Source organism: Kosakonia sacchari SP1, assembly GCF_000300455.3.
Lineage (GTDB): Bacteria > Pseudomonadota > Gammaproteobacteria > Enterobacterales > Enterobacteriaceae > Kosakonia > Kosakonia sacchari.
This window is the reverse complement of sequence record NZ_CP007215.2, coordinates 2,644,163-2,670,985: the sequence shown is the minus strand read 5'-3', so window position 1 is coordinate 2,670,985 and position 26,823 is coordinate 2,644,163. Positions and strand designations below refer to the sequence as shown.

At 50.8% G+C, this 26,823-nt stretch carries 24 protein-coding genes; 10 read left to right on the top strand and 14 right to left on the bottom strand.

Annotated features, from left to right (window positions below):
- Window positions 1-21: 21 nt before the first annotated feature.
- A complete protein-coding gene (rstA, locus tag C813_RS35560; protein ID WP_025263636.1) occupies window positions 22-744 on the bottom strand; it encodes a two-component system response regulator RstA in 723 nt (240 codons plus the stop codon).
- Window positions 745-872: 128 nt separating this feature from the next.
- Between rstA and C813_RS35555 the strand changes: the two genes are divergently transcribed.
- Window positions 873-1,208, top strand: coding sequence for a GlpM family protein (locus C813_RS35555; protein WP_017456635.1), 336 nt, complete (start codon window positions 873-875; stop codon window positions 1,206-1,208).
- Here the strand turns inward: C813_RS35555 and C813_RS35550 are convergent.
- Window positions 1,205-2,587, bottom strand: coding sequence for an amino acid permease (locus C813_RS35550; RefSeq protein WP_017456636.1), 1,383 nt, complete (start codon window positions 2,585-2,587; stop codon window positions 1,205-1,207). The two genes, C813_RS35555 and C813_RS35550, sit on opposite strands and share 4 nt — an antisense overlap.
- 192 nt (window positions 2,588-2,779) lie before the next feature.
- The gene (gene ydgH, locus C813_RS35545; RefSeq protein ID WP_017456637.1) at window positions 2,780-3,724 is read right to left on the bottom strand and encodes a DUF1471 family protein YdgH; all 945 of its coding nucleotides are present in this window, start codon (window positions 3,722-3,724) and stop codon (window positions 2,780-2,782) included.
- A 502-nt stretch (window positions 3,725-4,226) separates the two neighbouring features.
- On the opposite strand from ydgH, the gene pntA reads away from it, so the two are divergent.
- The 3 genes from pntA (at window position 4,227) to C813_RS35530 (ending at window position 8,374) form a co-directional block, all read left to right on the top strand.
- Window positions 4,227-5,756 (top strand): Re/Si-specific NAD(P)(+) transhydrogenase subunit alpha, encoded by a 1,530-nt coding sequence (gene pntA, locus C813_RS35540; RefSeq protein ID WP_017456638.1) that lies wholly within the window; start codon window positions 4,227-4,229, stop codon window positions 5,754-5,756.
- A 10-nt stretch (window positions 5,757-5,766) separates the two neighbouring features.
- A complete protein-coding gene (gene pntB, locus C813_RS35535; protein ID WP_017456639.1) occupies window positions 5,767-7,155 on the top strand; it encodes a Re/Si-specific NAD(P)(+) transhydrogenase subunit beta in 1,389 nt (462 codons plus the stop codon).
- 106 nt (window positions 7,156-7,261) lie between these two features.
- Window positions 7,262-8,374, top strand: a complete 1,113-nt coding sequence (locus C813_RS35530) for a mechanosensitive ion channel family protein (RefSeq protein WP_017456640.1) — start codon at window positions 7,262-7,264, stop codon at window positions 8,372-8,374.
- Window positions 8,375-8,403: 29 nt separating this feature from the next.
- On the opposite strand, the gene uspE is transcribed toward C813_RS35530, so the two are convergent.
- The 3 genes from uspE to ogt form a co-directional block, all read right to left on the bottom strand.
- Complete coding sequence (gene uspE, locus C813_RS35525) at window positions 8,404-9,354, bottom strand: universal stress protein UspE (RefSeq protein WP_017456641.1); 951 nt, start codon at window positions 9,352-9,354, stop codon at window positions 8,404-8,406.
- Between the two features lie 145 nt (window positions 9,355-9,499).
- A complete protein-coding gene (gene fnr / locus C813_RS35520; RefSeq protein WP_016496244.1) occupies window positions 9,500-10,252 on the bottom strand; it encodes a fumarate/nitrate reduction transcriptional regulator Fnr in 753 nt (250 codons plus the stop codon).
- A gap of 209 nt (window positions 10,253-10,461) precedes the next feature.
- Window positions 10,462-10,977 (bottom strand): methylated-DNA--[protein]-cysteine S-methyltransferase, encoded by a 516-nt coding sequence (gene ogt, locus C813_RS35515; RefSeq protein ID WP_017456642.1) that lies wholly within the window; start codon window positions 10,975-10,977, stop codon window positions 10,462-10,464.
- A gap of 512 nt (window positions 10,978-11,489) precedes the next feature.
- Between ogt and smrA the strand changes: the two genes are divergently transcribed.
- A complete protein-coding gene (smrA, locus tag C813_RS35510) occupies window positions 11,490-12,053 on the top strand; it encodes a DNA endonuclease SmrA (protein WP_017456643.1) in 564 nt (187 codons plus the stop codon).
- Between the two features lie 76 nt (window positions 12,054-12,129).
- On the opposite strand, the gene C813_RS35505 is transcribed toward smrA, so the two are convergent.
- The 5 genes from C813_RS35505 to C813_RS35485 all read right to left on the bottom strand — a co-directional run bounded on the left by C813_RS35505 (window position 12,130) and on the right by C813_RS35485 (window position 16,343).
- Window positions 12,130-12,333 (bottom strand): hypothetical protein, encoded by a 204-nt coding sequence (locus tag C813_RS35505; protein WP_238593028.1) that lies wholly within the window; start codon window positions 12,331-12,333, stop codon window positions 12,130-12,132.
- A gap of 10 nt (window positions 12,334-12,343) precedes the next feature.
- Window positions 12,344-13,414: a butyrate kinase gene (buk, locus tag C813_RS35500; protein WP_017456645.1), complete on the bottom strand. Its 1,071-nt coding sequence runs from the start codon at window positions 13,412-13,414 to the stop codon at window positions 12,344-12,346.
- 2 nt (window positions 13,415-13,416) lie between these two features.
- On the bottom strand, window positions 13,417-14,307 hold the full coding sequence (locus C813_RS35495) for a phosphate acyltransferase (protein ID WP_017456646.1): 891 nt from the start codon (window positions 14,305-14,307) through the stop codon (window positions 13,417-13,419).
- A 71-nt stretch (window positions 14,308-14,378) separates the two neighbouring features.
- Entirely contained in the window at window positions 14,379-15,122 is a 744-nt protein-coding gene (gene phbB, locus C813_RS35490) for an acetoacetyl-CoA reductase (protein WP_238593027.1), read from the bottom strand.
- 33 nt (window positions 15,123-15,155) lie between these two features.
- A complete protein-coding gene (locus C813_RS35485) occupies window positions 15,156-16,343 on the bottom strand; it encodes an acetyl-CoA C-acetyltransferase (RefSeq protein WP_017456648.1) in 1,188 nt (395 codons plus the stop codon).
- Window positions 16,344-16,868: 525 nt separating this feature from the next.
- Between C813_RS35485 and C813_RS35480 the strand changes: the two genes are divergently transcribed.
- Both C813_RS35480 and fabV read left to right on the top strand, forming a co-directional pair.
- Complete coding sequence (locus tag C813_RS35480) at window positions 16,869-17,309, top strand: MaoC family dehydratase (RefSeq protein WP_017456649.1); 441 nt, start codon at window positions 16,869-16,871, stop codon at window positions 17,307-17,309.
- Window positions 17,309-18,502, top strand: coding sequence for an enoyl-ACP reductase FabV (gene fabV, locus C813_RS35475; protein ID WP_017456650.1), 1,194 nt, complete (start codon window positions 17,309-17,311; stop codon window positions 18,500-18,502). The genes C813_RS35480 and fabV overlap by 1 nt, the downstream gene beginning before the upstream one ends.
- A gap of 82 nt (window positions 18,503-18,584) precedes the next feature.
- Here the strand turns inward: fabV and umuC are convergent, their stop codons facing one another.
- Both umuC and umuD read right to left on the bottom strand, forming a co-directional pair.
- Complete coding sequence (umuC, locus tag C813_RS35470) at window positions 18,585-19,847, bottom strand: translesion error-prone DNA polymerase V subunit UmuC (RefSeq protein ID WP_017456651.1); 1,263 nt, start codon at window positions 19,845-19,847, stop codon at window positions 18,585-18,587.
- On the bottom strand, window positions 19,831-20,265 hold the full coding sequence (gene umuD, locus C813_RS35465; protein WP_017456652.1) for a translesion error-prone DNA polymerase V autoproteolytic subunit: 435 nt from the start codon (window positions 20,263-20,265) through the stop codon (window positions 19,831-19,833). Before umuD ends, umuC begins: the two co-directional genes overlap by 17 nt.
- Window positions 20,266-20,634: 369 nt before the next feature.
- On the opposite strand from umuD, the gene C813_RS35460 reads away from it, so the two are divergent.
- The 3 genes from C813_RS35460 (at window position 20,635) to C813_RS35450 (ending at window position 24,872) form a co-directional block, all read left to right on the top strand.
- Window positions 20,635-21,537, top strand: coding sequence for a hypothetical protein (locus C813_RS35460; protein ID WP_017456653.1), 903 nt, complete (start codon window positions 20,635-20,637; stop codon window positions 21,535-21,537).
- Window positions 21,538-21,600: 63 nt separating this feature from the next.
- Window positions 21,601-21,870: a hypothetical protein gene (locus C813_RS35455; RefSeq protein WP_017456654.1), complete on the top strand. Its 270-nt coding sequence runs from the start codon at window positions 21,601-21,603 to the stop codon at window positions 21,868-21,870.
- Between the two features lie 119 nt (window positions 21,871-21,989).
- Window positions 21,990-24,872: an RHS repeat domain-containing protein gene (locus C813_RS35450; protein ID WP_017456655.1), complete on the top strand. Its 2,883-nt coding sequence runs from the start codon at window positions 21,990-21,992 to the stop codon at window positions 24,870-24,872.
- A gap of 188 nt (window positions 24,873-25,060) precedes the next feature.
- Here the strand turns inward: C813_RS35450 and C813_RS35445 are convergent, their stop codons facing one another.
- Window positions 25,061-26,632, bottom strand: coding sequence for a methyl-accepting chemotaxis protein (locus C813_RS35445; protein WP_040016483.1), 1,572 nt, complete (start codon window positions 26,630-26,632; stop codon window positions 25,061-25,063).
- Between the last annotated feature and the right edge of the window lie 191 nt (window positions 26,633-26,823).

Genomic DNA, 26,823 nt, shown 5'->3' with positions numbered 1-26,823 from the left:
AGCGACACCTGGTTGTGCGTTTTAGTTGTCCCACGCATGCGGGGCGAACAGATAGCCTTTGTTGCGAACGGTTTTAATCCGGTAAGGTTCCGTTGCGCTGTCGAGCAGTTTTTTACGCAGACGGGAAATCGCCACATCAACGCTGCGATCCATGCCATCGTAGCTTACACCACGCAAGTTCTTCAGCAGCGCATCGCGGTCCATAATCTGTCCGGCGTGCGTCGCTAATTCCCACAGCAATTCGAAATCGGCGGTGGAGAGGGCGACTTGTTGCCCGGCCAGCAGTACCTGGCGGTTAACCGGATCGATAGATAAGGTGCCAAAGCTGATCGTTTTATGCTGTTTCAGCGAGGGAGTGGCGGGTTCGGCCACGGTATTCACACTGACGCGCTGGCGCAAATGCAAACGCAGTCGCGCCAGCAATACGGCGGGCGGCGTGGTTTTCAGAATGTAGTCGTTGGCGCCCATCTCCAGTGAAAGAATGTGGTTCATATCACTGTCCAGCGAGGTGAGCAGCACAATCGGGCCGTTCCACTGGTTACGCAAGTCGCGGCACAAGGTCATGCCATCTTTGCCGGGCAGCATAATATCCAGCAGCACCAGTTCGGGTTTTTCGCGGGCGATCACCTCTTCGGCGCGATCGCCACGGGGTTCGACAATGACGTCCATATCGTGTTTGCCCAGATAAGCGGCAATCAGTGAGCCCACTTCCGGGTCATCTTCCACAAAAACGATCTTATTCATAAGCCATCGCGATTGTTCAAAAACGTCAACATACACCGCCTTGCTATAAGCTGCCATTAATCTTTTCTAAACGAAGAGGCTTCCGTTATGCTGTAGGTCGTTGTTGTTGCAGTGATAAAGGGAAAATCATGGGGTTGGTGATTAAAGCAGCTATCGGGGCGCTGGTGGTGGTGTTGATTGGTCTGTTAGCCAAAACGAAAAATTACTATATTGCCGGGTTAATCCCGTTATTTCCCACTTTCGCGCTGATTGCGCACTATATTGTCGCCACCGAGCGTGGCATTGAGGCGCTGCGCACCACGATCGTGTTCGGCATGTGGGCGATTATTCCCTATTTTATCTATTTACTGTCGCTCTGGTATTTCACCGGTTTGATGCGGGTCTGGCCGGCGCTGGGCTGTGCGGTTATTTGCTGGAGCCTCAGCGCCTGGCTGATAATTTATTGCTGGAGCCGCCTGCACTAGCGCATCAGCATCCAGGTGGCGGGAACGGCGGCGATTAACAAGGCGCCAATCAGCGCTTTTTCATGCTGTTTGAGCATTTCCGTCATCTCATGTGTGCGACGTGCATACATAAACACCAGCAGCCCCGGTGCGTAGAGCACCACCGACAGCAATAAATGCATCGGACCGGATGCATACAGCAGCCACAAGCCATATACGCAAGCGCCAATCGCCACCGCCTGGTGCAAAGGACGCTGCGCGATTTTCCACAGGAACGCGCCGACGAGGAAGTAGGGCACCAGAATCATCTCTGACGCGATGGTCAGCAGCGTGTTGTAATCCGAACCGGTGAGCCAGATAAGCACCAGGCAAACCTGCACGCTGATATTGGTCAGCCATAAAGAGGCAGCAGGCGCGTTGTTTTTATTCTGCCGTGCGAAGATCTTCGGGAACGCTTTATGCGTCGCGGCCAGTAACGGCACTTCCGCCGCCATAATCGTCCAGCTCAGGTACGCGCCGCAGACGGAGACAATCAAACCCGCCGCAATAATGACTTCGCCCCAGCTCCCCAGCAGTTTCACCATCAGACCGGCCATGGACGGATTACGCATTTCCGCCAGTTCCGGGCGGGCGACAACGCCGAGCGAAAGCAGGGTAACCAGCAGGTAGACGGTCAGCGCTGCCAGCACGGCGAGCAGAGTGGCGCGGCCAACATCGTGCTTATTGCGCGCCCGGGCAGAAACCACAACTGCGCCTTCGACCCCAATAAATACCCACAGGGTGATCAGCATGGTGTTTTTCACCTGTTCCCATACCGGAACGCCCAGCGCGATGCCGCTGAAATCAAGGCGGAATTTGTCGAGGTTAAAGGCGAGCGCCGCCAGCACAATAAACAGCCCGAGCGGCACCAGTTTCGCCAGCGTCGCTGCCAGATTGATACTCGCCGCGGTTTGTACGCCGCGCAGAACCAGCGCATGCACAATCCACAATAGTGCGGATGCGCCAACAATCGACTGCCAGGTGTTGCCATCGCCGAACAGGCGCAACGACGGTGTATCGGTAAAGAAACTCAGGGCGGAAAAGACGATAACCAGATAGGAGACGTTAGCGATAACCGCACACAGCCAGTAGCCCCAGGCCGAACAAAAGCCAATCAGTTCACCAAAACCTTCGCGGGCGTAAGTGAATATGCCGCCATCAAGGTCCGGGCGAATACGGGTCAGGATCAGCATGGCAAAAGCGAGCAATAAAATTCCCGCCCCGGTGATCATCCAGCCAATGATCAGCGCCGCCGGGCTGGCAACTTCCGCCATATTTTGCGGCAGGCTGAAAACGCCAGCGCCCAGCATCGAGCTTAAAACCAGCGCAGTTAATGCGCTAAGGCCAAGTTTCTTTTCCATGGTTATCCTGTCAAAAAAGCAACTAATCCAGAATAATTATTTTGCCGTGGCGCATAAATATGGTGGATATCACTAAGGCGCGGGATTTTACGGAGAGTCGACGGGCCATGCAATGAGGTGGGACGACAATTTTACGAAAAAGAGTAAAAAAATAAAAAAGGCGGCCGTAGCCGCCTGATTCATAAATGCAGATTATTTATACAGATCGGCGCTGATGGTCATATTGTTGCCGCTTTCTGACCACTGGCGTGTGATGTGATAGTACTTGGCGCCTTTCGCCGCAGCACGTTTGGCGACCTGGTAAGAGATCTCCGTCATGTTGCCATAGTTGCCGGTGAACTTGATGCTGTCGAACGGCACCATCTGGGCTGCAGTGATTTTATTCACCTCTTCAATCTTCTTGCCGTCAGGCAGCGTGACACTGTAACGACCGCCGGAAGAGGATTGCGTTTCGAAGAAACGACCGACACCAACGCCAGCTGTCGCATCGCTGGCAACGCCTGGGATCTCAACTTTTTTGGCTTCTTCACCGCCTTTTGCCAGCGCGGCGCGGCCCGCATCCGAGTCACGCGGGATAGCATCCGCGCTCTGGATAACGCGTTTTTTCGCGTCGGCTTTATAGATGAAGGCCGTGACGATCTGGTTGCCACCCTGGTTAGCATCAACCTGGCGAACAATAAAGAAAGAGGCTGCGCCTTTCTCTTTAGCGGCTTTAGTAATTGCGTCGTTCACTTCCGGCTGAGTGCGGAAAAAACCCTGAACGGTCACCGTATCGTACGGCTGAAGCGCAATCGCCTGATCTTTAGGTAACTCGGTCACGCCGTTAATAACACGGAAAGCAGGGCGTTCCGCTTTTGCGGCGTCAGCCTTGTATAAATCGACCGTGGCGCGCTGGTTGCCGCTGTTGCCCGCATCGGAGGTATCAACAACGTAAAATGATGCGGCACCTTCTTTATCCGCGCGTTTGGATGCTGCGTTAACGACGTCGCCAATGGCATTAAAACGGCCGGTGATCACGATGCGATCGTAAGGTTTTACCGCTGCCGCTTGCTCCGGTGTTAACTCTGTCGCTGCGTTGGCGGTAAATGCCGTTGCCGAGAGAAGTGCTGACGCCAGGAGGGTGTACTTAAGCTTCATAAAAATAATCCTTCGCCTTGCGCAAACCATAAACTGGTGTTGTTGTTGGGAAAACGTCGGTGATTATTGCATTTAAACAGCGCAACTGTCTGCGTCATTTTTCACTGACTGTGCGGCTGAGGGGGAAATAACGATAACCTTTAGTGATATGTTGAAAAAACAGACGCTTGACCAGCAAAACCGATAAAGGTTATGACTTTTTTAAGTTAATACATTGTTAAAAAGCGAATCTGCACCGGAGATTAATCGTGTTTTGCCGCTTCGCTTGAGCGGAATATCGGCCTGTATGCGGGAATTTAAGGCAAATAAGCTTGCCTGCGGCCTCCGACAGTTAATTTTCACGGATAAATGCATAATTTCTCTTTTCCGGCTGTGGATCACAGGCGTTATTTTCAGTAGGTTATAGAAAGTTTGTTACTGTTTTATTTTCCGCAGCGTTGAGTCAATAACCGCGCCGGAACCACTGACAAACCATCATCTAAAACCGATGGAAGGGAAAACTATGCGTATTGGTGTACCTAAAGAACGGTTGGCCAATGAAACCCGTGTTGCCGCGACGCCGAAAACGGTCGAGCAACTGCTTAAACTGGGTTTTACCGTCGCGATTGAAAGCGGCGCGGGCAAGCTGGCAAGTTTCGATGACGATGCGTTCGCCCAGGCCGGGGCGACGATTGTCGATGGGAGCAACGTCTGGCACTCGGACGTTATCCTCAAAGTTAACGCGCCGGATGACGAAGAGATCGCGCTGCTTAATCCAGGCACGACGCTGGTGAGTTTTATCTGGCCTGCGCAAAATCCGGCGTTAATGGAGAAACTGGCCGCGCGCAACATTACCGTAATGGCAATGGATTCCGTGCCGCGTATCTCCCGCGCCCAGTCGCTGGATGCGCTGAGCTCAATGGCCAACATTGCAGGTTATCGTGCGATTGTTGAAGCGGCGCATGAATTCGGCCGTTTCTTTACCGGGCAGATCACGGCGGCGGGCAAAGTGCCTCCGGCGAAAGTGATGGTGATTGGCGCAGGCGTTGCCGGTCTGGCGGCGATTGGCGCGGCCAATAGTCTTGGGGCCATTGTGCGTGCGTTCGACACGCGGCCTGAAGTCAAAGAGCAGGTGCAGAGTATGGGCGCCGAGTTCCTGGAGCTGGATTTCCAAGAAGAAGCGGGCAGCGGCGACGGCTACGCGAAAGTGATGTCCGAAGCCTTTATCAAAGCAGAAATGGAACTCTTCGCAGCCCAGGCGAAAGATGTCGATATCATCGTCACTACGGCGCTTATTCCGGGGAAACCCGCACCGAAGTTGATCACCCGTGAAATGGTTGACTCCATGAAGCCGGGCAGCGTCATTGTTGACCTTGCTGCGCAAAACGGCGGCAACTGTGAATACACGGTACCGAACGAGGTCAGCACTACCGCCAATGGCGTGAAAGTGATCGGTTATACCGATTTACCAGGCCGTTTGCCTACGCAGTCTTCCCAGCTTTACGGCACTAACCTTGTGAACCTGCTGAAACTGCTGTGCGTTGAAAAAGACGGCAACGTGGTTGTCGATTTTGATGACGTTGTCGTTCGTGGGGTTACCGTGGTTCGCGATGGTGAAGTTACCTGGCCTGCACCACCGATTCAGGTTTCTACACAGCCACAAACTGCGCCAAAAGCGGCTGCGGCACCTAAAGAAGAGGCCAAACCGGCTTCGCCGTGGCGGAAATATGCCTTTATGGCACTGGCGATCATTCTGTTTGGCTGGCTTGCGGATGTTGCCCCGAAAGAGTTCCTCGGACACTTTACCGTTTTTGCCCTGGCTTGCGTGGTGGGTTATTACGTGGTGTGGAACGTCTCGCATGCGCTGCACACGCCTTTGATGTCGGTGACGAACGCCATTTCCGGCATAATCGTTGTCGGCGCGCTGTTGCAGATTGGTCACGGCGGCTGGGTCAGCTTCCTGAGTTTTATTGCGGTACTGATTGCCAGCATTAATATTTTTGGTGGTTTCACCGTCACTCAGCGCATGCTGAAAATGTTCCGGAAGAACTAAGGGGTAACAGATGTCTGGAGGATTAGTTACAGCTGCATACATTGTTGCCGCGATCCTGTTTATTTTTAGCCTGGCGGGGCTTTCTAAACACGAAACGTCCCAGCAGGGGAATAACTTTGGTATCGCCGGGATGGCGATTGCGCTGATTGCAACCATCTTTGGCCCGGACACCGGCAATGTCGCCTGGATTTTAGTGGCGATGATTATCGGCGGCGCGATTGGTATTCGCCTGGCGAAGAAAGTGGAAATGACCGAAATGCCAGAGCTGGTGGCGGTGCTGCATAGCTTCGTCGGCCTGGCTGCGGTACTGGTAGGCTTTAACAGCTATCTTGACCACGAAGTAGGGTTGGATCCGGTGCTGGTGAATATTCACCTGACGGAAGTGTTCCTCGGCATCTTTATTGGTGCGGTGACCTTCACCGGTTCTATTGTCGCTTTCGGTAAACTGCGCGGGAAGATCTCTTCTAAGCCGTTGATGCTGCCGCATCGCCACAAACTGAACCTGGCGGCGTTAGTGGTTTCCTTCGTGCTGCTGCTGGTGTTTGTGCGCACTGAAAGCGTCGGTCTGCAAGTGCTGGCGCTGTTGGTGATGACGATGATTGCGCTGGTGTTTGGCTGGCATCTGGTGGCCTCTATCGGCGGTGCGGATATGCCGGTCGTGGTGTCCATGCTGAACTCCTATTCCGGTTGGGCGGCCGCGGCGGCGGGCTTTATGCTCAGCAATGACCTGCTGATCGTGACCGGTGCGCTGGTCGGTTCTTCCGGTGCGATCCTCTCTTACATTATGTGTAAGGCGATGAACCGCTCCTTTATCAGCGTGATTGCCGGTGGTTTTGGTACTGACGGCTCCTCAACCGGTAGCGATGAAGAAGCGGGCGAGCACCGTGAAATCAATGCCGAAGAGACCGCAGAGCTGCTGAAAAACTCGCATTCGGTCATCATCACCCCAGGCTACGGCATGGCGGTAGCGCAGGCGCAGTATCCGGTGGCGGAAATCACTGAGAAACTGCGCGCGCGCGGCGTGAAGGTGCGTTTCGGTATTCACCCGGTTGCCGGACGTTTGCCGGGCCATATGAACGTGCTGCTGGCGGAAGCGAAAGTGCCGTACGACATCGTGCTGGAAATGGACGAAATCAACGATGATTTCGCCGACACCGACACCGTGCTGGTTATCGGTGCGAACGACACGGTTAACCCGGCGGCGCAGGATGATCCGAAGAGCCCGATCGCAGGTATGCCGGTGCTGGAAGTGTGGAAAGCGCAGAACGTGATTGTGTTCAAGCGTTCCATGAACACGGGCTACGCAGGCGTGCAAAATCCCTTGTTCTTCAAAGAGAACACACAGATGCTGTTTGGCGATGCCAAAGCCAGCGTCGACGCTATCCTCAAAGCGCTGTAAATCGTACCGATTGAAAAACCGCTCTTCGGAGCGGTTTTTTTTGGTCTGCGTAGACGAAAGCAGAGTGTCTATACTTTTATCTTCATGTTTTTTATGAGGAGGAAGGATGACGTTTTTGTCACGTTTTGACTTTATATCCATGTTGATGCTGCCATCATTCTGGATTGGTCTTGCCACGGTGGTTATCGTTACGCTGGTTGTCTACTGGCTGTTCACCTACTTACTGAATATGGTGCTGAAAGGCGCGCGCAACTGGAGTGAAAAGCAGGAGGGCGTCGGCAGGCTGCAGCATGTTGTAGTGGATATGCTCAGACGCACCAGCAAATTCCTGCTCTTTGTGGCGGCGTTACTCTTCAGCCTGCGGTTTGTCGATCTCCCCGATCACCTGTTTAACACGCTCGGGCACGCCTGGTTTTTAGTGCTGGCGATCCAAATCGCCCTCTGGCTTGATCAGGGCGTGGTGTCGTGGATGCGTCACTTGATGTTCTCGCCCAACACCAGTAAAAACCCGGTCACTATGGTTATCGCTGGTCTGTTGCTGCGCATGATGCTGTGGACGATGATGTTGTTATCGATTCTGGCGAATGTCGGGGTCAACATTACCGCGCTGGTCGCCAGTCTTGGCGTGGGCGGTATCGCCATTGCGCTGGCGGTACAAACCATTCTCAGCGATGTTTTCGCCTCGCTTTCTATCGGTTTTGATAAACCTTTCGAGATTGGTGACTTTGTCGTTTTCGGCGACGTTGCCGGCACCATTGAGCATATTGGTCTGAAAACAACGCGTATTCGTAGCCTGAGCGGGGAGCAGATTGTCTGCGGTAACGCCATCCTGCTTCAGCAAACGCTTCATAACTACAAACGTATGCAGACCCGGCGCATCGTCTTCACTTTTGGTCTCGCGCTCACTACGCCGCCGGAGAAGTTACGCAAAGTGGGTGAGATGGTGCGCAGCATCATCACTGATGTTGGTAACACGCGTTTTGACCGTGCTCATTTCCTCGGGTTTGGTACCGATCGGCTGAATTTTGAAGTGGTGCATATCGTCAATTCGGCGGACTACAACACCTACATGGATATCCAGCAAGAAATCAATATCCGCATCATGGAGCATCTGGCCGCAGAGGATATTGAACTGGCACAGCCGTGCGTTGTGGTGAAAGGGGGAGTGGCTGTCGAAACGCCGCCCGCAGATCCACAGGGGGAACAAACGGCTGTATAAAAAAACCCGCCTTGCGGCGGGTTGCTTGATTAGTCGTCTTCTTCGTCGTCCAGTTCGACAGGTGTCTGGTATTCATCCGGTTTAATGACCAGCAGATCGCAACGCAAATGATCAATAACCTGCTCGGCGGTGTTGCCAAGGAAGGCGGCGGAAATCCCGGTGCGCCCGATGGTGCCAAGCACGACAATCCCTGCCTGCAGGTGTTCAGCCAGATCCGGGATCACCTCTTCAGGTAACCCTTTTTCCACATGCGTGAGTTTTTCATCGATGCCAAATTTCTGCCGTAACGCTTTCATCGCCAGCAAGTGCTGGCCGCGAATGGCGTCGTTGTATACGCTGGGATCGAATTCCGGTAGCTCAATCGCGATGTTGATAGGTGTCACCGGGTATGCGCCAACGAGATGCACTTCGGTGTGGTTAACCTGTTCAGCCAGATGCAGCGTCTCTTTGACCAGCTTTTCATTCAGCGAGTTGTGATAAATCTCTTCGCTGGCGAGATTGACTGCGACCACTGCACGCCCGGCTTCTGGCCAGGGCTGGTCTTTCACCATCCACACCGGGCACGGGCATTTACGCAGCAGATGCCAGTCGGTCGGTGTAAAAATAACGGATTCCAGTTTGTCATGCTGGTGGGTCATCTTCAGCAGTAAATCGTGTCCACCTGCCAGAACTTCCTGAATGATGGCTTCGAAGGGACGATTGTGCCAGACCACTTTGATTTCGATTGGCACACCCGCGTCGATATAGTATTTCGCCTGCTCGCGGATCCACGCGGTGCGCTGGCTGATGACGCCCTGGCGCATTGCGGTACGCTCGTCAGGGGACAGAAGGGTGGTCATTTCGTAAGAGAAGTCATAGATAGGCAAAAACGCTTTAATGCGACCGCCAATCCGTTGATGCAAATACACAGCACGTCGTAACGCTGGCTGATCGTCCTGATTGGGATCGATGGCGACCAACATATTCTGATACTTAGCCATACAGGGTCTCCTTACATCTGTCACCACAGTCTGTCAGTAAAAGATAACCCATAAGTGCTGAATGAAACAGGGGAAAGCCTTCGCCAGATCAATAAATCAGATAAATTTAATGACCCGGCAAAGGTGAGATCAAGCGGGGGAAAACTCAGGCAACGTTACGCGCATGGCCAGCCAGTTGCGCCAGCATGTCACTATTTTCAATGGTGATATATTTCCCTTTCACCGCCAGCATGCCGCTCTTCTGGAAGCGGCCTAACAGGCGGCTGATGGTTTCTACCGTCAGGCCCAGATAGTTGCCGATATCGCCACGTGTCATCGTCAGGCGGAATTCACGCGGGGAGAAACCACGCTGTGCAAAACGGCGTGAGAGATTATAAATAAATGCCGCCAGGCGCTCTTCTGCATTTTTCTTCGAAAGCAGCAGGATCATATCCTGATCGCCTTTGATCTCACCGCTCATCAGACGCATCATCTGCTGACGCAGGTTGGGCATTTTACCCGAGAGGTCATCCAGCGTTTCGAACGGGATTTCACAGACCATTGATGTTTCAAGCGCCTGTGCGAAGCTCGGGTGATGGCCGGTACCAATGGCATCAAAGCCCACCAAATCACCCGCCAGATGGAAACCGGTGATTTGCTCGTCGCCCTGTTCGGTAATGGTGTAGCTTTTGATCGTACCGGAGCGGATAGCGTAAAGCGATTTTAGTTCATCCCCGGCTTTGAACAAGGTCTGACCTTTCTGGATGGGCTTTTTACGCTCAATGATGTTATCGAGCTGATCCAGCTCATGCTCATTCAGAGTAAAGGGGATGCAAAGCTGGCTAATGCTGCAATCCTGGCAATGGATTGCACAACCGCCAGACTGAATGCGTCGTATAATTCGCTTTTCCGGGATCATAGGTCTGCTCAACGCCGTAATTGATATTGGTCAATTTTAACAGCTTTTTACTGGGCGCGTAAGCCCGGTAAAACGTCAATTCACGATTAATAAAACGGGAGGCAGAAATGAAAAGAGATGATATTGCACCATCTCTTTGAAATTCCATCATTTCGCTAAGGCTTTTACCACAAAAGAGGGTGAAAAGAACGCTAAATATGCGTTTTTTCTCACAATAGAAGGTACCCTTCATGGCGTAGTAACCACTCTTTTCGCTGCACGCCGCCCGCGTATCCCGTCATCGTACCGTTACTGCCGATAACGCGATGGCAGGGCACGACAATACTCACCGGATTTGAACCATTCGCTGCGCCGACCGCGCGTGCGGCACCTGCACGACCCAGTTTTACCGCCAGTTGACCATAATGCATTACCTGGCCACAGGGGATCGTGCGTAGCGCTTGCCATACTTCGCGCTGAAAAGATGTGCCACCAGTCGCCGTCGGCAGTGTTTCAATTACGGCTAAATCGCCGTCAAAATAGTCCTGCAGTTTTTGGCTTAAGCCGCCCGGATTAGGCGCCGCCACTCGCTGGTAACCCTCCCGGCGATAGTGGATATTCAGTAACTCAACCATTCGATCGCTGTGTTCTTCCCATTCAACCGCGCGAAGCTGGAATTGCTCATCGCACAGAACCCAAAGTGGGCCAAGCGGTGTGGAAATAGTATCTTCAAGTAAAGTCAGCATCTGGCATCCTTTTCAGTGGGCAACGGCGCCAATTTACCAAACGTTCAGCGATGCTGCTATACCCCGAAAGGGACTATATTCTGGATAAAGAAATAAGCGGGTGAAATAATAGTCAGCGAAGTATGCATTATTTAATAGATGATATATTGCGCTTATTTCGCGAATAAAAAAATAGAGCCTGCCGACATCCGTCAGGCTCTACAGTACACACAGCAGCGCATCCGATCGTTATTTTATGCATTTTCATCCTTGCGCGGTAAATATAGTTATAGCGTTCCTTCATCATATTTCCAGTCAGAATTGGTGATTGATTTCACGATAATTTAACTGAAATTCAGAATATTAATTTTTCTTAAGGTGAGGCGCTAATAGCATTACGAAGAATGATGTTATTGGAATATCGTCTAGCAGAACCAATCGCGATTATCTAAAAACCAATTTAGTACCGGCCATTGTGAGCGCAGGCCCTGCCAGCTATAGTACGGAGGCAGAAGTAGCTGGAGGACTGCCCTATGAACCCTGACGACAAATCGCTTTTCCTTGACGCCATGGAAGATGTCCAACCCCTGAAGCGCAGTGCCGATGTGCACTGGCAACCGAGCCATAATTCACGCACGCTACAACGCGTCGACACGCTGCAACTCGACAATTTTCTGACCACCGGGTTTCTTGATATCGTGCCGCTTGACTCACCGCTGGAGTTCAAACGAGAAGGCCTGCAACAAGGGGTGCTTGATAAATTGCGCCAGGGGAAATATGGCCAACAGGCAAGCCTGAACTTACTGCGTCAGCCGGTCGAACAGTGCCGGCAAATGGTGTTCCGTTTTATGTATCATGCGCGCCAGGATGGGCTACGCAATGTGCTTATCATTCATGGTAAAGCGCGTGAAGACGGTTCGCATGCGAATATCATTCGGAGTTATCTGGCGCGCTGGCTGCCTGAATTCGATGAGGTTCAGGCGTTTTGCACTGCGTTGCCGCACCATGGCGGAAGTGGTGCTTGCTATGTCGCGATCCGCAAATCAGAGCAGGCAAAACAGGATAACTGGGAACGCCATGCAAAACGCAGCCGTTAAAGAATGTAGCGGTGTCGGGAAATTAGCTTGCGAATGGTTAATAAAAGGCGGGAACCAGACAGGTTCCCGTTATTTTTTAATCGGCATATTCGGCCGCAATAAGGATTTCACGTTGCCGGGAACCCAGCGCGCAGGAAAGATGTTCTGCCTCCGTACTATTTAGCTCAATTGAAATATCATCCCGCCCATCGTTGAAATTGATGTGCAGGCATACGCTGCCATTAGGTTTTGTCACGGTGATTTGATTTGGAAACAGTGCAATATTCTTTTTACTCATCATTTATACCTCTTCAGTATTCGACTAACTCCCTTTGACCTTCCATCGCGGCCAGTACGCCATCTGCCAGTGCGAACATTTCATCCTCACCAGGATAAATGACGATTTCAGGTGTAATAAAACTGACGCGCTGACGAATAAGTTCGACAATTCTTCTGTTATAGGCTATTCCGCCGGTAATAATGATGGCATCGACCCATCCCTCTAGTACGGCGGCGCACGAGGCGATCTCTTTGGCTATCTGGTAGGCCATGGCTTCCAGAATATCCCGCGCCTTTTTATTCCCATCCATAATCTGTTGTTCAACATCGCGGATATCCTTGGTGCCGAGATAACCATAAACGCCACCTTCACCAATCAACTTCTTCTTCAATTGCGCATACGTGTACTGCCCTGAAAAGCACAGTTTTAATAATTCATAGCTGGGAAGGCGGCCTGCGCGTTCCGGCGAGAATGGCCCATCGCCACCCAGGGCTGAATTCACATCCACAATGCGACCATCGCGGTGAGCGCCCACGCTGATACCGCCACCTAAATGGGCCACGATCAATTTAAGCGCAGAATAGGGGCGGTTTGTTTCCGTGGCATAACGATGCGCGACTGCCTTTTGATTTAGCGCGTGAAAAGCACCAACGCGTGAAATTTCCGGCATTCCGGATATCTTTGCAATCGGGTCATATTCATCGACGACGACAGGATCAACGGTATACGCCATCTCTTCTTTATTTACCGCCCGCGCGAGTTCCCAGGCCAATATGGCTCCCAGATTAGATGCATGTTCACCGTTGAGACCGACACTGGCATCGTGAATATAGTCATCATTAATACGATAAACGCCGCTTTGCAAATGACGCACCAGACCACCGCGACCAATAAATATATCAATGTCGTTTAAGCGAAAACCATGTTCCTGCAATATGTCGAGAATTATCTGTTTGCGAAAGGTTTTTTGATCCAAAACTGTGGAAAAAGCCGCCATCTCTTTTTCATCATGGTTAAATGTACGGTAAATAAGCTGCGTGCGGTTGTTATATATCGCAATTTTCGTAGACGTTGAGCCTGGGTTTATCACCAAAATATACATAGTCAGTCCTTGCATTGAGAAATCGCACAAGCAATAGCAAAATATTTTGTTTTAGCGGTGTCCGATCGCGAGGTAAATACCACTGGTTTTGCCGTTCCCGTCAGTGTGCTTGCGCTCAATGCTCCGCCAAGTTGCATCACCGTTTTATAAAAGACATTGGCGCTGTTGATATCCGGAAGGACGGCCAGGTCAATATCGCCGCCAACCTGGGAATGCAACCCTTTATGTCGGCAGGATGCTTTATTAAACGCCAGATCGATGGACAGCGGACCTTCAACAATACAGTTATCGTAAGTGATGCCACTCAGCGCCGCGGCATCCACGGTAGCGGCAATTGCGGGCGTAATATGCTCCACGGCGGCAATCAGCGCGACCTTGGGCACTGCAATACCAACCTGATGCAGGACATTAACCGACTGGGCAATCATGGTGGCTTTATCTCGCTGGTCAGGTGTAATAGTGATGCCAGCGTCGGTGATCGCAAACAGCTTGTGATAATGCGGGCTTTCGATAAAGGCTAATTGCGTGACAAGCCGCGATGCCGCGATGCCAGTCTCTTTATTTAAAATCGCTCGCAGATAAATGGCGCTATCGACAAGCCCTTTCATTAAAATATGCGCTTGTCCGGATTTGACGACTCGCACCGCCTCTTTGCAGGCTTCAGCTTTATCTGGAATATCCATTATTTCCATATGGCTGATATCAAATTTAAGGTTTTCGGCGAGCAAGGTTATTTTATCCCGGCAACCAATCAGAATGGCCTCTGCCAGCCCATCATTTTTGATCCATTTTATGGCTTCGAGTGCATGAGAATCTTCTGCTGCGGCCACGGCAATTATTTTAGGCTTTTTCCTGCGCGCAAGCTCAACAAACGAACTTAATTTTTCAAGCATGATAAAAATCCTGAGTCCCCAATATTGCCTCACCAGATGTATCGCCGGTGAGGCCCGGAAATGGCATATCCTTAATACATATGCTGGCCGCCATTGATGGCGATATTGGAGCCGGTAATAAACCCGGCCTTATCACTGGCGAGATACAGGGCCAGTTCGGCGATTTCATCGGCTTCGCCGAGGCGACCAACGGGAATTTGCGCCACAATAGCCTCCAGCACATCGGTGGGGATGGCCTGCATCATTTCAGTGTTGATGTAGCCTGGGGATATGGTATTAACGGTAATATTTTTACGCGCTACCTCCTGCGCCAGCGCTTTCGTGAAACCATGCACACCCGCTTTGGCGGCCGAATAATTAGTCTGACCAAACTGTCCTTTCTGACCATTTATCGACGATATATTAATGATGCGCCCGCGCTGGTTTGCCAGCATGTTATCCAGAACGGGTTTGGTCATATTGAACATGCTGTTCAGGTTGACCTGAATAACCGCATCCCATTGCGATTTATCCATTTTTTTAAAGGTTGCATCGCGGGTAATACCCGCGTTATTCACCAGAACATCAATATGACCATATTGCTTCAGCAGCGTGCTGACCGCGTCCTGACACTGCGAGTAATCGCTGACGTCGCAACGAATCACATCGGCTTTGGCAAACCCTGCTGCGCGCTGCATTTCAACCCACTCTTTCAGACGATCCGCATCTGTATCAACCGCGATAACCTGGTAATGCTCCAGCAGAAAGCGAAGGCTGATTTTTCCACCAATACCGCGGATCCCACCGGTTACAAGCGCAACTTTACTCATCATCATTTCCTCACGTTAAAAACATTCTTCATAGCGGCGTTATTCCATTTCGACGGTGACGGCGATGCCCATTCCACCGCCAATGCACAGCGTTGCCAGACCTTTTTTGCTTTTTCTACGCTGCATTTCATGGAGCAAAGAGACGAAAATTCGCGTACCGGATGCGCCGATAGGGTGGCCGAGCGCAATCGCGCCGCCATTGACATTCACTCTGGAGAGATCCCAGCCCATTTCCCGGTTGACGGCGATGGCCTGAGCGGCAAAGGCTTCATTGGCTTCGATAAGAGCCAGCTCATCAACCTGCCAGTTCGACCTGGCCAGCGCATGGCGAGACGCCGTGATTGGGCCGGTTCCCATGATTTCTGGCAAGACGCCTGAAGTACCGAACGCCACGATCCTGGCCAGCGGTGCGATCCCCAGCTCACGCGCTTTTTTCGCTGTAGCCAGGATCACCATTGCCGCACCATCGTTAACGCCTGAGGCATTGCCGGCGGTGACGGTGCCGTTGGCTTTAAAGGCTGGCCGGAGTTTGGCTAAGCCTTCACGCGATGTTTGCGGACGGGGAAATTCATCGGTATCAAACAGGACGGGCTCTTTACGAGGTCGGGTGATGCCAACCGGAACAATTTCACTGGCAAAACGGTGCGTTTCTAACGCGATCGCCGCTTTCTGTTGTGACGCAAGGGCGAAAGCATCCTGTTCTTCACGTGTGATCGCATATTTTTCGGCCACATTCTCGGCAGTGATGCCCATGTGATAATCATGAAAAGCATCCCACAGGCCATCCTTCACCATGCTGTCCAGCATTGGCCAGTTACCCATTTTCATGCCGCTGCGTGAATGGGGTAAAACATGCGGTGCCTGGCTCATACTTTCTTGCCCTCCGGCAATAATTAATTCGGCATCACCACATTTCAGCGCCTGCCATGCCAGTTGCAGCGCTTTTAACCCCGAACCACATACTTTATTAATCGTCAGCGCCGGAACATCGGTTGGAATACCTGCCTGAATTAATGTCTGGCGCGCCGGGTTTTGCCCGCTGCCTGCGGCAAGGACCTGGCCGATAATAACTTCATCGATCTCTTTTACCGCAATCCTCGTTTTTTCCAGAAGCGCTTTAATCACCGCAGCGCCTAATTGAGGTGCGCTAATTTCTGCCAAAGAACCATTAAGTACGCCGATAGCAGTTCTTGCACAATCAAGAACGACAATATCCGTGTCCTTCATTTGTATTACCTTTTGATTTAAATGATTCAACTATTAATGCGCAGAGAACTTTCTGCGGTATTGATATGCATCAATACTTAAAAGTTGTTAAAGATGGCTTTAGAATTACATCGCTTCTTATTTTTTCGTAATTAACCTTATTTTCTGAATTTGTCTGTTTGTTTTTTTATTCGTCATTGCTCCGTCGATAATGATCTTTTTCTTGGCTTTTAATAAGGATTGCGTGTAGATCTTTCTTTGTGGTGTTGGATTTATCTTGTTGATAAAGAGGATTTTTATCTGTTAGTTGCCATGAGGTTGGCTCCGCGTTGCGATTTTGTCTTAAGTAAAAAAAACTAATTTAAGAATTGATTTGCCAATGCGCTGTATCTGAAAAGAGAAATATAAAGTTACTCTTATAGCTAATGAGAACTCGATGGGGGTTGACGGAATTGGGAAAAGCAGGTGTATATGGATGCAATTAGTTGTTTCTCTAATTGCTTCCGTTAAACGCTTTCAAAATATATTTAAAAGGACGTGTGCTTTATGGTTAATACAATCCACAATTTGCATATTGGTCAGTGTGCAGAGTTTAAAAAAACATTGACGGATAATGACGTCGCAGATTTTGCATTGGCATCTGGCGATACCAATCCTGTTCATCTGGATGAGAGTGCAGGGCGGGAAAGTATATTCGGGCAACGCGTGGTGCATGGTATTTTGGTGAGTGGGCTTATCTCTGCGGTCATTGCCAATAAATTACCCGGTAACGGTTCTATTTATCTCGGACAAGACCTCAAGTTTATTAAGCCAACATTTATTGGCGATACGATTACGGCGACGGCGGAAGTTATCGCGATTAATTGTGAAAAAAACCGGGTGCGGCTCAAAACCACGTGCACCAATCAGCATGGGGATAAGGTTATTGTCGGTGAAGCCGTCGTTTTGCCGCCGCTGGAAAAAGCGCTGGCTGAGGAGGTGAACTGATGGAGCTTATTATTCAAGGCAATGTGGCTAAAAACTGCCATCCTGAAGGTTTACGCCAGGGCATTGATAAACAAATTAACTATGTTGAATCGCATGGGGAAATCTATGGTCCGCGCAAGGTGTTGGTGATTGGTGCCTCTTCCGGATATGGGCTGGCCTCACGCATAGCGGTAGCCTTTGGTGGCGGTGCCGATACGATTGGCGTTTCATTTGAAAAAAGTCCGGGTGAAAAAGGTATGGGCAGCGCCGGATGGTATAACAATATTTTTTTTCGTCGCCGGGCGCATGAGAAAGGGCTTATCGCGAAAAATTTTATCGCGGATGCTTTTTCCGATACGACGCGCAACGAGGTGATTGCGTACATTAAGCAGGAGTTTGGCGGCAGCATTGATCTGCTTGTCTATTCGGTTGCCTCTGGCGTGCGTATTTGCCCGGATGGTACGCGTTACACCTCAACGCTTGGCGTGCGCGGGCAAGCTTTTTCCGGCCCGGGTTTTGACCTGGAAACCCGCAAGATGGTGAACCAGACGCTGGAACTGGTGACCGAACAACAACTTGCCGATACGGTAAAAGTCATGGGCGGGGAAGACTGGCAACGCTGGATTGATATGTTGTCGGCGGCTGGTGTGCTGGCCGAGGGATTCAAAACGGTGGCGTACTCTTATACTGGCCCGAAATCAACGTGGCCGCTCTATAAAGAGGGCGCGTTAGGCGCGGCGAAAGCCCATCTGCACGCAACAGCCGATCATCTTGACGCACAGCTCCAGCGCGTTAATGGTCATGCCTATGCGGTGGTGTGTAAAGCGCTGGTGACCAAAGCCAGCGCCTTTATCCCTATGTTTCCGTTATATATTACGTTGCTGTACAAGGTAATGAAGCAGAAGCGGTTGCATGAAACCTGCATTGAGCAGATGCACAGGCTGATGTTGAACCACCTTTACCCGCCAATGGGCAACGTCATCACGGATGACGAGCGGCGGATCCGCCTTGATGATTTCGAGCTGCGCCCGGATGTTCAGCAAGCTGTGGAGTTGCTAAGAAAACGGGTCACCACCGAGAACTTTAAAACCGTTGGTGACTTCGCCGGGTATCTCACCGAGTTTTATGCATTGAATGGCTTTTCAATGCCGGACGTGGATTACTCCTCTGAGCTGGATCTGCGCCAGCTGGTAAAAGAGTACAGCCACGCATAAGCATGCCTGATATGACAAATGCGCCCGACTGTCGGCGCATTTGTTGATGCAAATCGAGGTCGTTACAGTTTCTGTACGGTCTTTATTTCACGACAGGCAGATCGGAATAGCGTGTGGTATAGGCGGGGGAAAGCATTTCGCGTTTCATCGCCCAGTTTTTTTCAATTCCCTGTCCTGCAAACCAGACGCTTCCTCTTCCCGAGGTATTTAAACGATCAATGGTTTCCATCAGCAGCGCACTGTTCGCATAGGGGCGGTTTTCATCGAATAGATTGAGTTGGGCAACGCCGCTGCTGAAAAAATCTGCAAGCATCACACCAGCCTTCATATAGCGATGCCCCTCCCGCCATATCTGATCCAGCGAGCTTGTCGCAGCACGAATAATGTCGCGCGTATCATTGGTTGGCGTCATCAATGTCACGGATGCCTTGTTTCCGTAGTAAATGCGATTATCCGCATGCGGGCTGGTACGAATAAAAACGCTGATGAATTGGCAGAATTGATGTTCAGCGCGTAACTTCTCCGCCGCGCGTTCAGCATAGGCGCATATTGCCTGATGCATATCTGAATACTGCGTGATTCGCTTGCCAAAAGAGCGGCTACAAATAATTTGCTGCTTAGTCGGAATAAATTCATCAAACGCCAGGCATGATTCACCGCGCAGTTCCCGCACGGTACGTTCCAGCACAACATTAAAGTGTTTACGGATAACCCAGGTTGAGCTGTCGGCAAGTTGCAACGCGTTTTCAATGCCCATTAACGCCAGCTTTTTACTGATGCGACGTCCCACGCCCCAGACCTCCTGTATCGGCACACGAAACAGGAGCTTGCGCTGCCTTTCTCGGGAGGAAATATCCACAACGCCGCCGTAGCTGACCCACCTTTTGGCAGCATAATTGGCCACCTTGGCGAGGGTTTTCGTTGGTGCAATGCCAACGCCGGTTGTCAGACCGGTATTTTTCAGGAGCTGATCACGAATTTGGTGGCCGAATGCCTCAAGTGAAATACAGTTTGAAACGCCAGACAGATCGATAAAAGCTTCATCAATCGAATAAAGCTCAACGGCGGGGGTGATTTCAGACAGCGTCGACATAACCCGATTGCTGAGGTCGGCATACAGCGCATAATTTGAGCTAAATACCGTAACGTTCTGACGATGAAGCTCATCTTTGATCTTGAAGTAAGGCGCAGCCATGTCTATACCGAGATTCTTCGCCTCACACGATCGCGAAATAATGCACCCATCGTTGTTGGACACGACAACGACAGGTTTCCCCTGAAGATCCGGACGAAACAGCGTCTCACAGGAGGCGTAGAAGTTATTCACATCAACAAGCGCGAACATGTCGGTTTGATTTCAATGTAAATGTCACGACGCCGAAGATCTGTAACTCTTCCTCAGCATGGAAAACAATCGGCGCATAATGAACATTATGCGGGATGAGTTGAAGAACAGGGCGGGTCCGCAACTCCTTCACCGTGAATTCCCCGGCAACCGCCGCAACAACAATGTCACCATGTCCGGCGGTTAATGAGCGATCGACCACCAGCAAATCACCATCGCTAATCCCTGCACCGATCATCGAGTCTCCGCTGACCCTGACAAAGTAAGTCGCGCTGGGGTGTTTAACCACCAGTTTGTTTAAATCAAGCCGCTCTTCGACATAATCTTGCGCCGGGCTTGGGAACCCACAGGGAACGCGCTCAGCAAAGAGCGGAAGGGGAATGAGGTGATCACTCTCGGTCGATGGGATGAACTGCATGATGATGAACTCGGTTAACTGTATTTATATACAGTATTGCTAAATTCAGTCACTGATCAAGAGGCGCAGCGGGTCACATTTAGGAAATGTTTGAAGTAGCAAAGAATTTAGCTAAAAAGTCTCGCCAAAAGCTGGTACCTGAAAGCGGGGGAAAATAGACTGTTCTCCGTAGGGAAAATCTCATTTATGCCTGATGCAAGCGCATTGAAGCGTTCTCTTGCCGCGAGCCACTGCGTGTCGGTTTGTGAGCGGAGCCGAATCATCGGGTCCTGCGCGTAATTAGCGCCGCAAACATTTTAACGTGAACGCCTGGCGATGCGGGATACAGGCGCAATCCAAACAGATAATAAATACACACAGGAATGAATCATGATCAAAAAAATAACCTACGCATCGGCCATGCTGCTTGCGGCCTGCGCGAGCTTTAGCGCGAACGCAGTACCTAAAACCGCGGCAAATAAATGCCCGGCAGCGATGGATGTGGAGAGTGTTGAAATTCGCGATGGTCAGCAGCTTATGATCCTGACGAAAACGGCATTAGAAAACTATGAAATGGCGGTAGCCAAGGACGCTAAGTGCGTATCAATTTATCGTGATACATATCGGGCTAAATATCTCCCTGAGCTCAAGAAACTGGATGCCAGTACCTCGGAACCTGTCGTCAAATTAAAAACCGCGCCATTGCTGGCTGCTTTTGAAAACGTTATGCAGCCTGGCGTAGATATAAAGGAAACGGATAGCAGGGTTAATGCCTACTATGTTGTCGCAAATGCCTACCTTGAGACAGCGATGCCGGGTAAATGGAAAGTATCAGAAGATAGCGACGAAATGCGGGGCGAAAAAACGTATCTATATACGCTGGAGTCTGAGGATGTCGCAAAACTATCGCCCCCCTATAAACAAGCAAAGGCGACGATTCTGGTGATGCAGAAGGAAAAAGCGGGCGTGATTAGCGACCCGAAAATTATGTATTACGTTTCAGAGGGTCAATTAACGCTGCCTGTAGAAGGCGGTGAAATCGCGGCGAAATATGACGACGATGGAATCAGTCGCTATGACGGTACGATATGCAGTGATGACAATCGTGCTTTCTGCCCTGATCTGACCATTTACCAGATGTTTGCTTATCTGGATGTACGCAGTAGCCACAAGGCTATCATTGAGTTGCCGTTCTATATTGATGGCCCTTATCAATATCATTTTAAAACCACTGGCTTAATAACCCGGCGCACAACACCGGATTATTTGCTGCCAAAAAATGCAGGGAAATAGCACAGCATCATAAGTTCAGTCATGTGGGGGTTACTATTTTTCGCGTATTGAGGAGATGCTTAGATGTTAAATATTGCCAGAAGCACCGGTAATACCACTACCGGTGTACATATGTTACAACGCTTTAAAAATGGCTACCGCATTCGTTGCAATCGCGAGACGTTAAGGCGATTCACTTCCATCGATGTTAAGCCAGAATATCAGCATCTGTTCGGCGCAGATGGCGAGGGTATATACCATTCGGCCACCTTTCCGACTATTGCTGAAGGCGCGCAAGCCCTGTGCAGCTTCATCCAGACGGTTTGCGGCCTGGAGTGTCACTGGAAACCGTAACGGTTTTAGGGATTAGCTGTTTGCCTTGTAGCCAGCCCTGAAAGTACCCACTCCAGTGCAAGTCTCCTATGATTTTCTGTGTAGCCTGACGGGCTGCACACTATTCCCAGGAGATTCCTATGAGCACATCTTTATTCAGCAAAACCCCGATGGTCACGGTTCTCGACAACCGTGGCCTGATCGTCCGCGAAGTCTCGTATCATCGTCATCCCGACTCGCCGGACACCACCAGTGAGCGCACCACCCACCACCAGTACAACGCTCGTGGTTTTTTACTGCAGAGCGCAGATCCGCGCCTATACGACACTGGCCTTGCAAACTTCAGCTATCTGACTGGCCTGACCGGAAACGTTCTGCGTACACAGGGTGTTGACAACGGAACGTCCGTGGCGCTGAACGATGCTGCGGGTCGATCGTTTATGACAATCAGCAATATTGACACCGCTGACGATGGTACAGAAAACAGAAATCAGGCCGTGACCCGAACCTGGCAGTACGAGGACGCTTCGTTGCCGGGCCGCCCGATAAGTATCACCGAGCAGGTCAACGGTGAAGCTGGCCGCATTGCAGAGCGCTTTGTCTATGCCGGTAACAGCGATGCGGAGAAGGCGCAGAACCTTGCCGGACTGGTTGTTAGCTATTACGACACCGCAGGTCTTATACAGCGCGACAGCGTTGCTCTGACGGGCGTGCTTCTCTGTGTCACCCGCCATCTGCTGAAAGATGCGGACGACCCGAACACGGAGGTCAACTGGCAAGGTCAGGATGCTTCCGCATGGAACGACGTGCTGGAGGCGAAAACCTATATCACTCTGACAACCTCCGATGCCACCGGGGCAATTTTGTCGACCACCGACGCAGCGGGTCATCAGCAACGTATGGCGTACGATGTGGCTGGAATGATGTCCGGCAGTTGGCTGACAGTGAAAGGTGGCACAGAACAAATTATCGTGAAGTCCCTGACGTACTCTGCGGCGGGTCAGAAGTTGCGTGAGGAGCACGGTAATGGCGTGGTGACGACATACCTTTATGAACCGGAGACGCAGCGCCTGGTCGGGATAAAAACGGCGCGCCCGGAGGGTCATGTTTCCGGTGCGAAAGTGTTGCAGGATCTACGTTATGAATATGATCCAGTGGGCAATGTGCTTAGCATCAGCAACGATGCGGAAGAGACCCGTTTCTGGCGCAATCAGAAAGTCGTACCTGAAAATACCTACAGCTACGATAGCCTGTATCAGCTGATTAGCGCCACCGGGCGTGAGATGGCAAATGCCGATCAGCAGGGCAGTAATTTACCGTCCTTCATTGTTCCCCTTCCGACAGACAGCTCTGCATATACTTGTTTTATCCGCACCTATCGTTATGACAATGGCGGCAACCTGATCCAGATACGCCACAGCGCACCCGCGACGAACCACAGTTACACGACCGATATTACCGTCAGCGATCGCAGTAACCGGGGAGTATTAAGCACACTGACCACTAATCCGTCTGATGTGGATGCCCTGTTCACGGCGGGTGGACAACAGAAACAGCTGCTGGCGGGGCAGCCCCTGGTCTGGACGTCGCGTAACGAGTTACAGAGGGTGAGCCCGGTGACGCGTGACGACAGCGCAGACGATCAGGAAAGCTACCGCTATGACGGCGGTAGCCAGCGGCTCCTGAAAGTCGGCATACAGAAGACCAGCGGTAGTACGCAGACGCAGCGAGTGCTTTACCTGCCGGGGCTGGAGCTGCGAAGTACCACAAACGGCGCTGCAGAAGAAAGCTTGCAGGTGATTATCGTCGGCGAGGCCGGACGGGCGCAGGTGCGTGTGCTGCACTGGGAGAGCGGCAAGCCCGCAGACATCGCGAACGACCAGACACGCTACAGTTACGATAACCTGGTCGGCAGCAGCCAGCTTGAGCTGAGCGGAGAGGGTGAAATCATCAGCATGGAAGAGTATTACCCGTACGGGGGAACCGCTCTCCTGACGGCGCGCAGCCAGGCCGAAGTAAATTACAAAACCATGAGGTACTCCGGCAAAGAGCGTGACGCTACGGGGCTGTATTACTACGGGTTCCGCTACTACCAGCCGTGGACGGGGCGATGGCTGTCCAGCGATCGGGCAGGAACGCTTGATGGGCTGAATCTCTACAGAATGGTCAGAAATAATCCTGTGACCTTGAGCGATAAAGACGGATTAATGCCGCGGAAGGCGCTGGATGACGAAGAGCAAGGATCCAGTCCGTCAGCGTCCATTTCTGGTAATACGGAGATAAAAAACAGTAAAAGAAACGACAGACGACGCAGAGTATTTAGCCCTGAAGAAATGAGCCAGGCGCTGGAAGCCCTGCGCGTGAATCCGTCTGAGAAGAGTGAACCCACACCGATCACCGCTTCTCCGGTGGAAGAGAGCGCAGCGGAAATTTCGGCAATTTCGACGGATGAAGCGCTGGCTCAGGCAGATGACGTAACGGAAAGTAGCCTGACAGCAATGGCCAGCAATACCCGGCGTAAAAGAGGGCGCCGAGTCTTTACCGAAGAGCAAAAAAAGGAAGCAATAGAAAAAATCAAACAAAGCGATTTTAAAGAACCCGCTGAAAATGTTCAGGGGGAGCATATGGAAAGTGCGGTGGCACTTCATTCCGTGTCAGAAAACAGCATCAAAGCCGTTGATGAGGCCGCCGCTATCGCGCCGAAGAAACCAGAGATGATTTTACTGGAAGGGATAGAAATGCCATTGGCCAGCGCCGAGGCAATGGCGACGAATTTTTTAAAAAACACGGTAAAAAGAAAAGCGAAACATGATAAAGGATGGAATCTTAAACTTTCTCTTGAAAATATAGGCAGAGCCGCACTGGTGGGGCATGAAAACAATGTGAGAGATTTTATTGACTTCTCACAGGATATTGCCAAAAAAATTAATACCAATGCGATTTCAGAGAGTGAATTTATTGATGAATTAAAATTTTATATGCAGCGATATAAAGCGCCAACCAGCTCGCAGTTGTTACATTAAATAGGGGAGCAGGCCAGGGGCATCGCGCCTGAATTGGGCTCTGCACGGTGAACCTGTTTTATGCCACCTGATGCAGGCGTAAGTCAGGTCACCTCTTTTTTCCTTCCACGGTTAGGTTTTCGGTGTTTCCCCCTCAGCCAGTCGCTTTTTGGCTGAGGGGGAATCGGACACAAGGTTATCGAAACGGATCAAGCACCCGCCGGAACCCTGAAAACACTCACCAGATCTTTCATCACTCTGGCTTGTTCGTTGAGCATTTCAGACGCGGCAACCGACTCTTCGACCAGCGCCGCGTTTTGCTGGGTCGTGGTATCAATCTGACCGATCGCAATATTGATTTGCTGTACGCCATCACTCTGTTCGAGGCTCGCTTGTTCGATCTCTTTCAGAATGCTGGAGACGTTATCCACGTTCTCGACCATTTCGTCCATTTTACCGTTCACCTGACGCACCATTTCCAGGCCGCGCACGCTCTGCTGCGTCGAGTTTTCAATCAGCGCACGAATATCTTTCGACGAGTTCGCCGTTTTCTGCGCCAGATTGCGAACTTCCTGCGCCACCACGGCAAACCCTTTGCCGTGTTCACCTGCGCGCGCAGCTTCAACTGCGGCGTTAAGTGCCAGGATATTGGTCTGGAAGGCGATAGAATCAATCAAATTAATGATGTCAGACATTTTGTCCGCCGAGCTGCTGATGTTGTGGATTTCCTGAGTCAGCGAGGTCATCAATTTGCCGTTATCTTTCGCCGCATCACTGGCTCTTGCAGAAAGCTGTGACGCATTTGCCGTATTATCACCCGTATTCTTAACCGTTGATGAGATTTGCTCCATGGAGGCGGCAGTTTGCTCAATGGAACTCGCTTGTTCTTCCGTACGGGCAGACAAATCGCGCGTGCCGGCCATGATCTGCGATGCGCCAGTGGCGATATTTTCCGCGCCGCTGCGGATCTCCAGAACAATTTTTTTCAGCTCCTCCTGCATATGGCCGATTGCGCCGGTCAGTAGCCCCGTTTCGTCTTTAGAGGTGACTTTGATCTCGGTGCCCAAATCACCTTTCGCAATTCGAATAGCCGCATCAACGGCATGTTGAATAGGACCAACAATGGCACGTGAAATAATGATTGCCATGATAATGCCGAATATAAAACAGACGAGGGTAATGAGGATCATCACCATTCGGCTCAGGTTGTAATCATGCAAAAAATCACTATATGACGTTTGCATTTCATCCCGCTGCAGGCTGATAAAGCTATTGATCTTCTCTACATACTGGCTTTCGTAAGCACGCGTATGGGTTGAATATTCGGTGATGGCTGCATCAGGGTCGGTTTGTATATTACCCATAACTTTGCTACGCGACTGAATATAGAGGCTGCGCGCGGCGGTAATTTTCTCTAACAGCGCCTGAGAAGCCTCATCATCGGCTTGCTGATTCAGTTGCTTATAGAGTTCGCTTATTTTTTCAGACTTTGCGGCAAGATCTGTAATCAACTGCGCTTTTTTGGCGGCATCTTTTTCAATGATCGCATTAAGAAATAGCGTTGTTGAGCCATTAACATCGCGGATTAAATTATTACCCAGCGCGGTGGTGGGATAATCTTCGGTGACGATCTTGGATATTTTATTTTTCGCTTCATCAAGCCGGTAAATCGCATTTCCGGCAATAAAAAGTAATAACAATAATAATATCCCGAAAGATAGCATTATCTTATTTCTGATACTTATACCCTTTGGCTTACTGATCGTTGTTGTATTTTCCATGGTCTTCCCTTAGTGAAATTTATCTGCATGCCTGGCCGCTATAGCGGTCGGCATCTAGGTTTTATCGGCCATGAGAAGGTATTGATTAGAGATCGATCGTTAAAATCTTAATAAAAATGAAAAGCAATAGTTTATATCTATCAATAGTTGCCTGATCGATCGTTGATATATTGTATAATTTTGATGCAGCA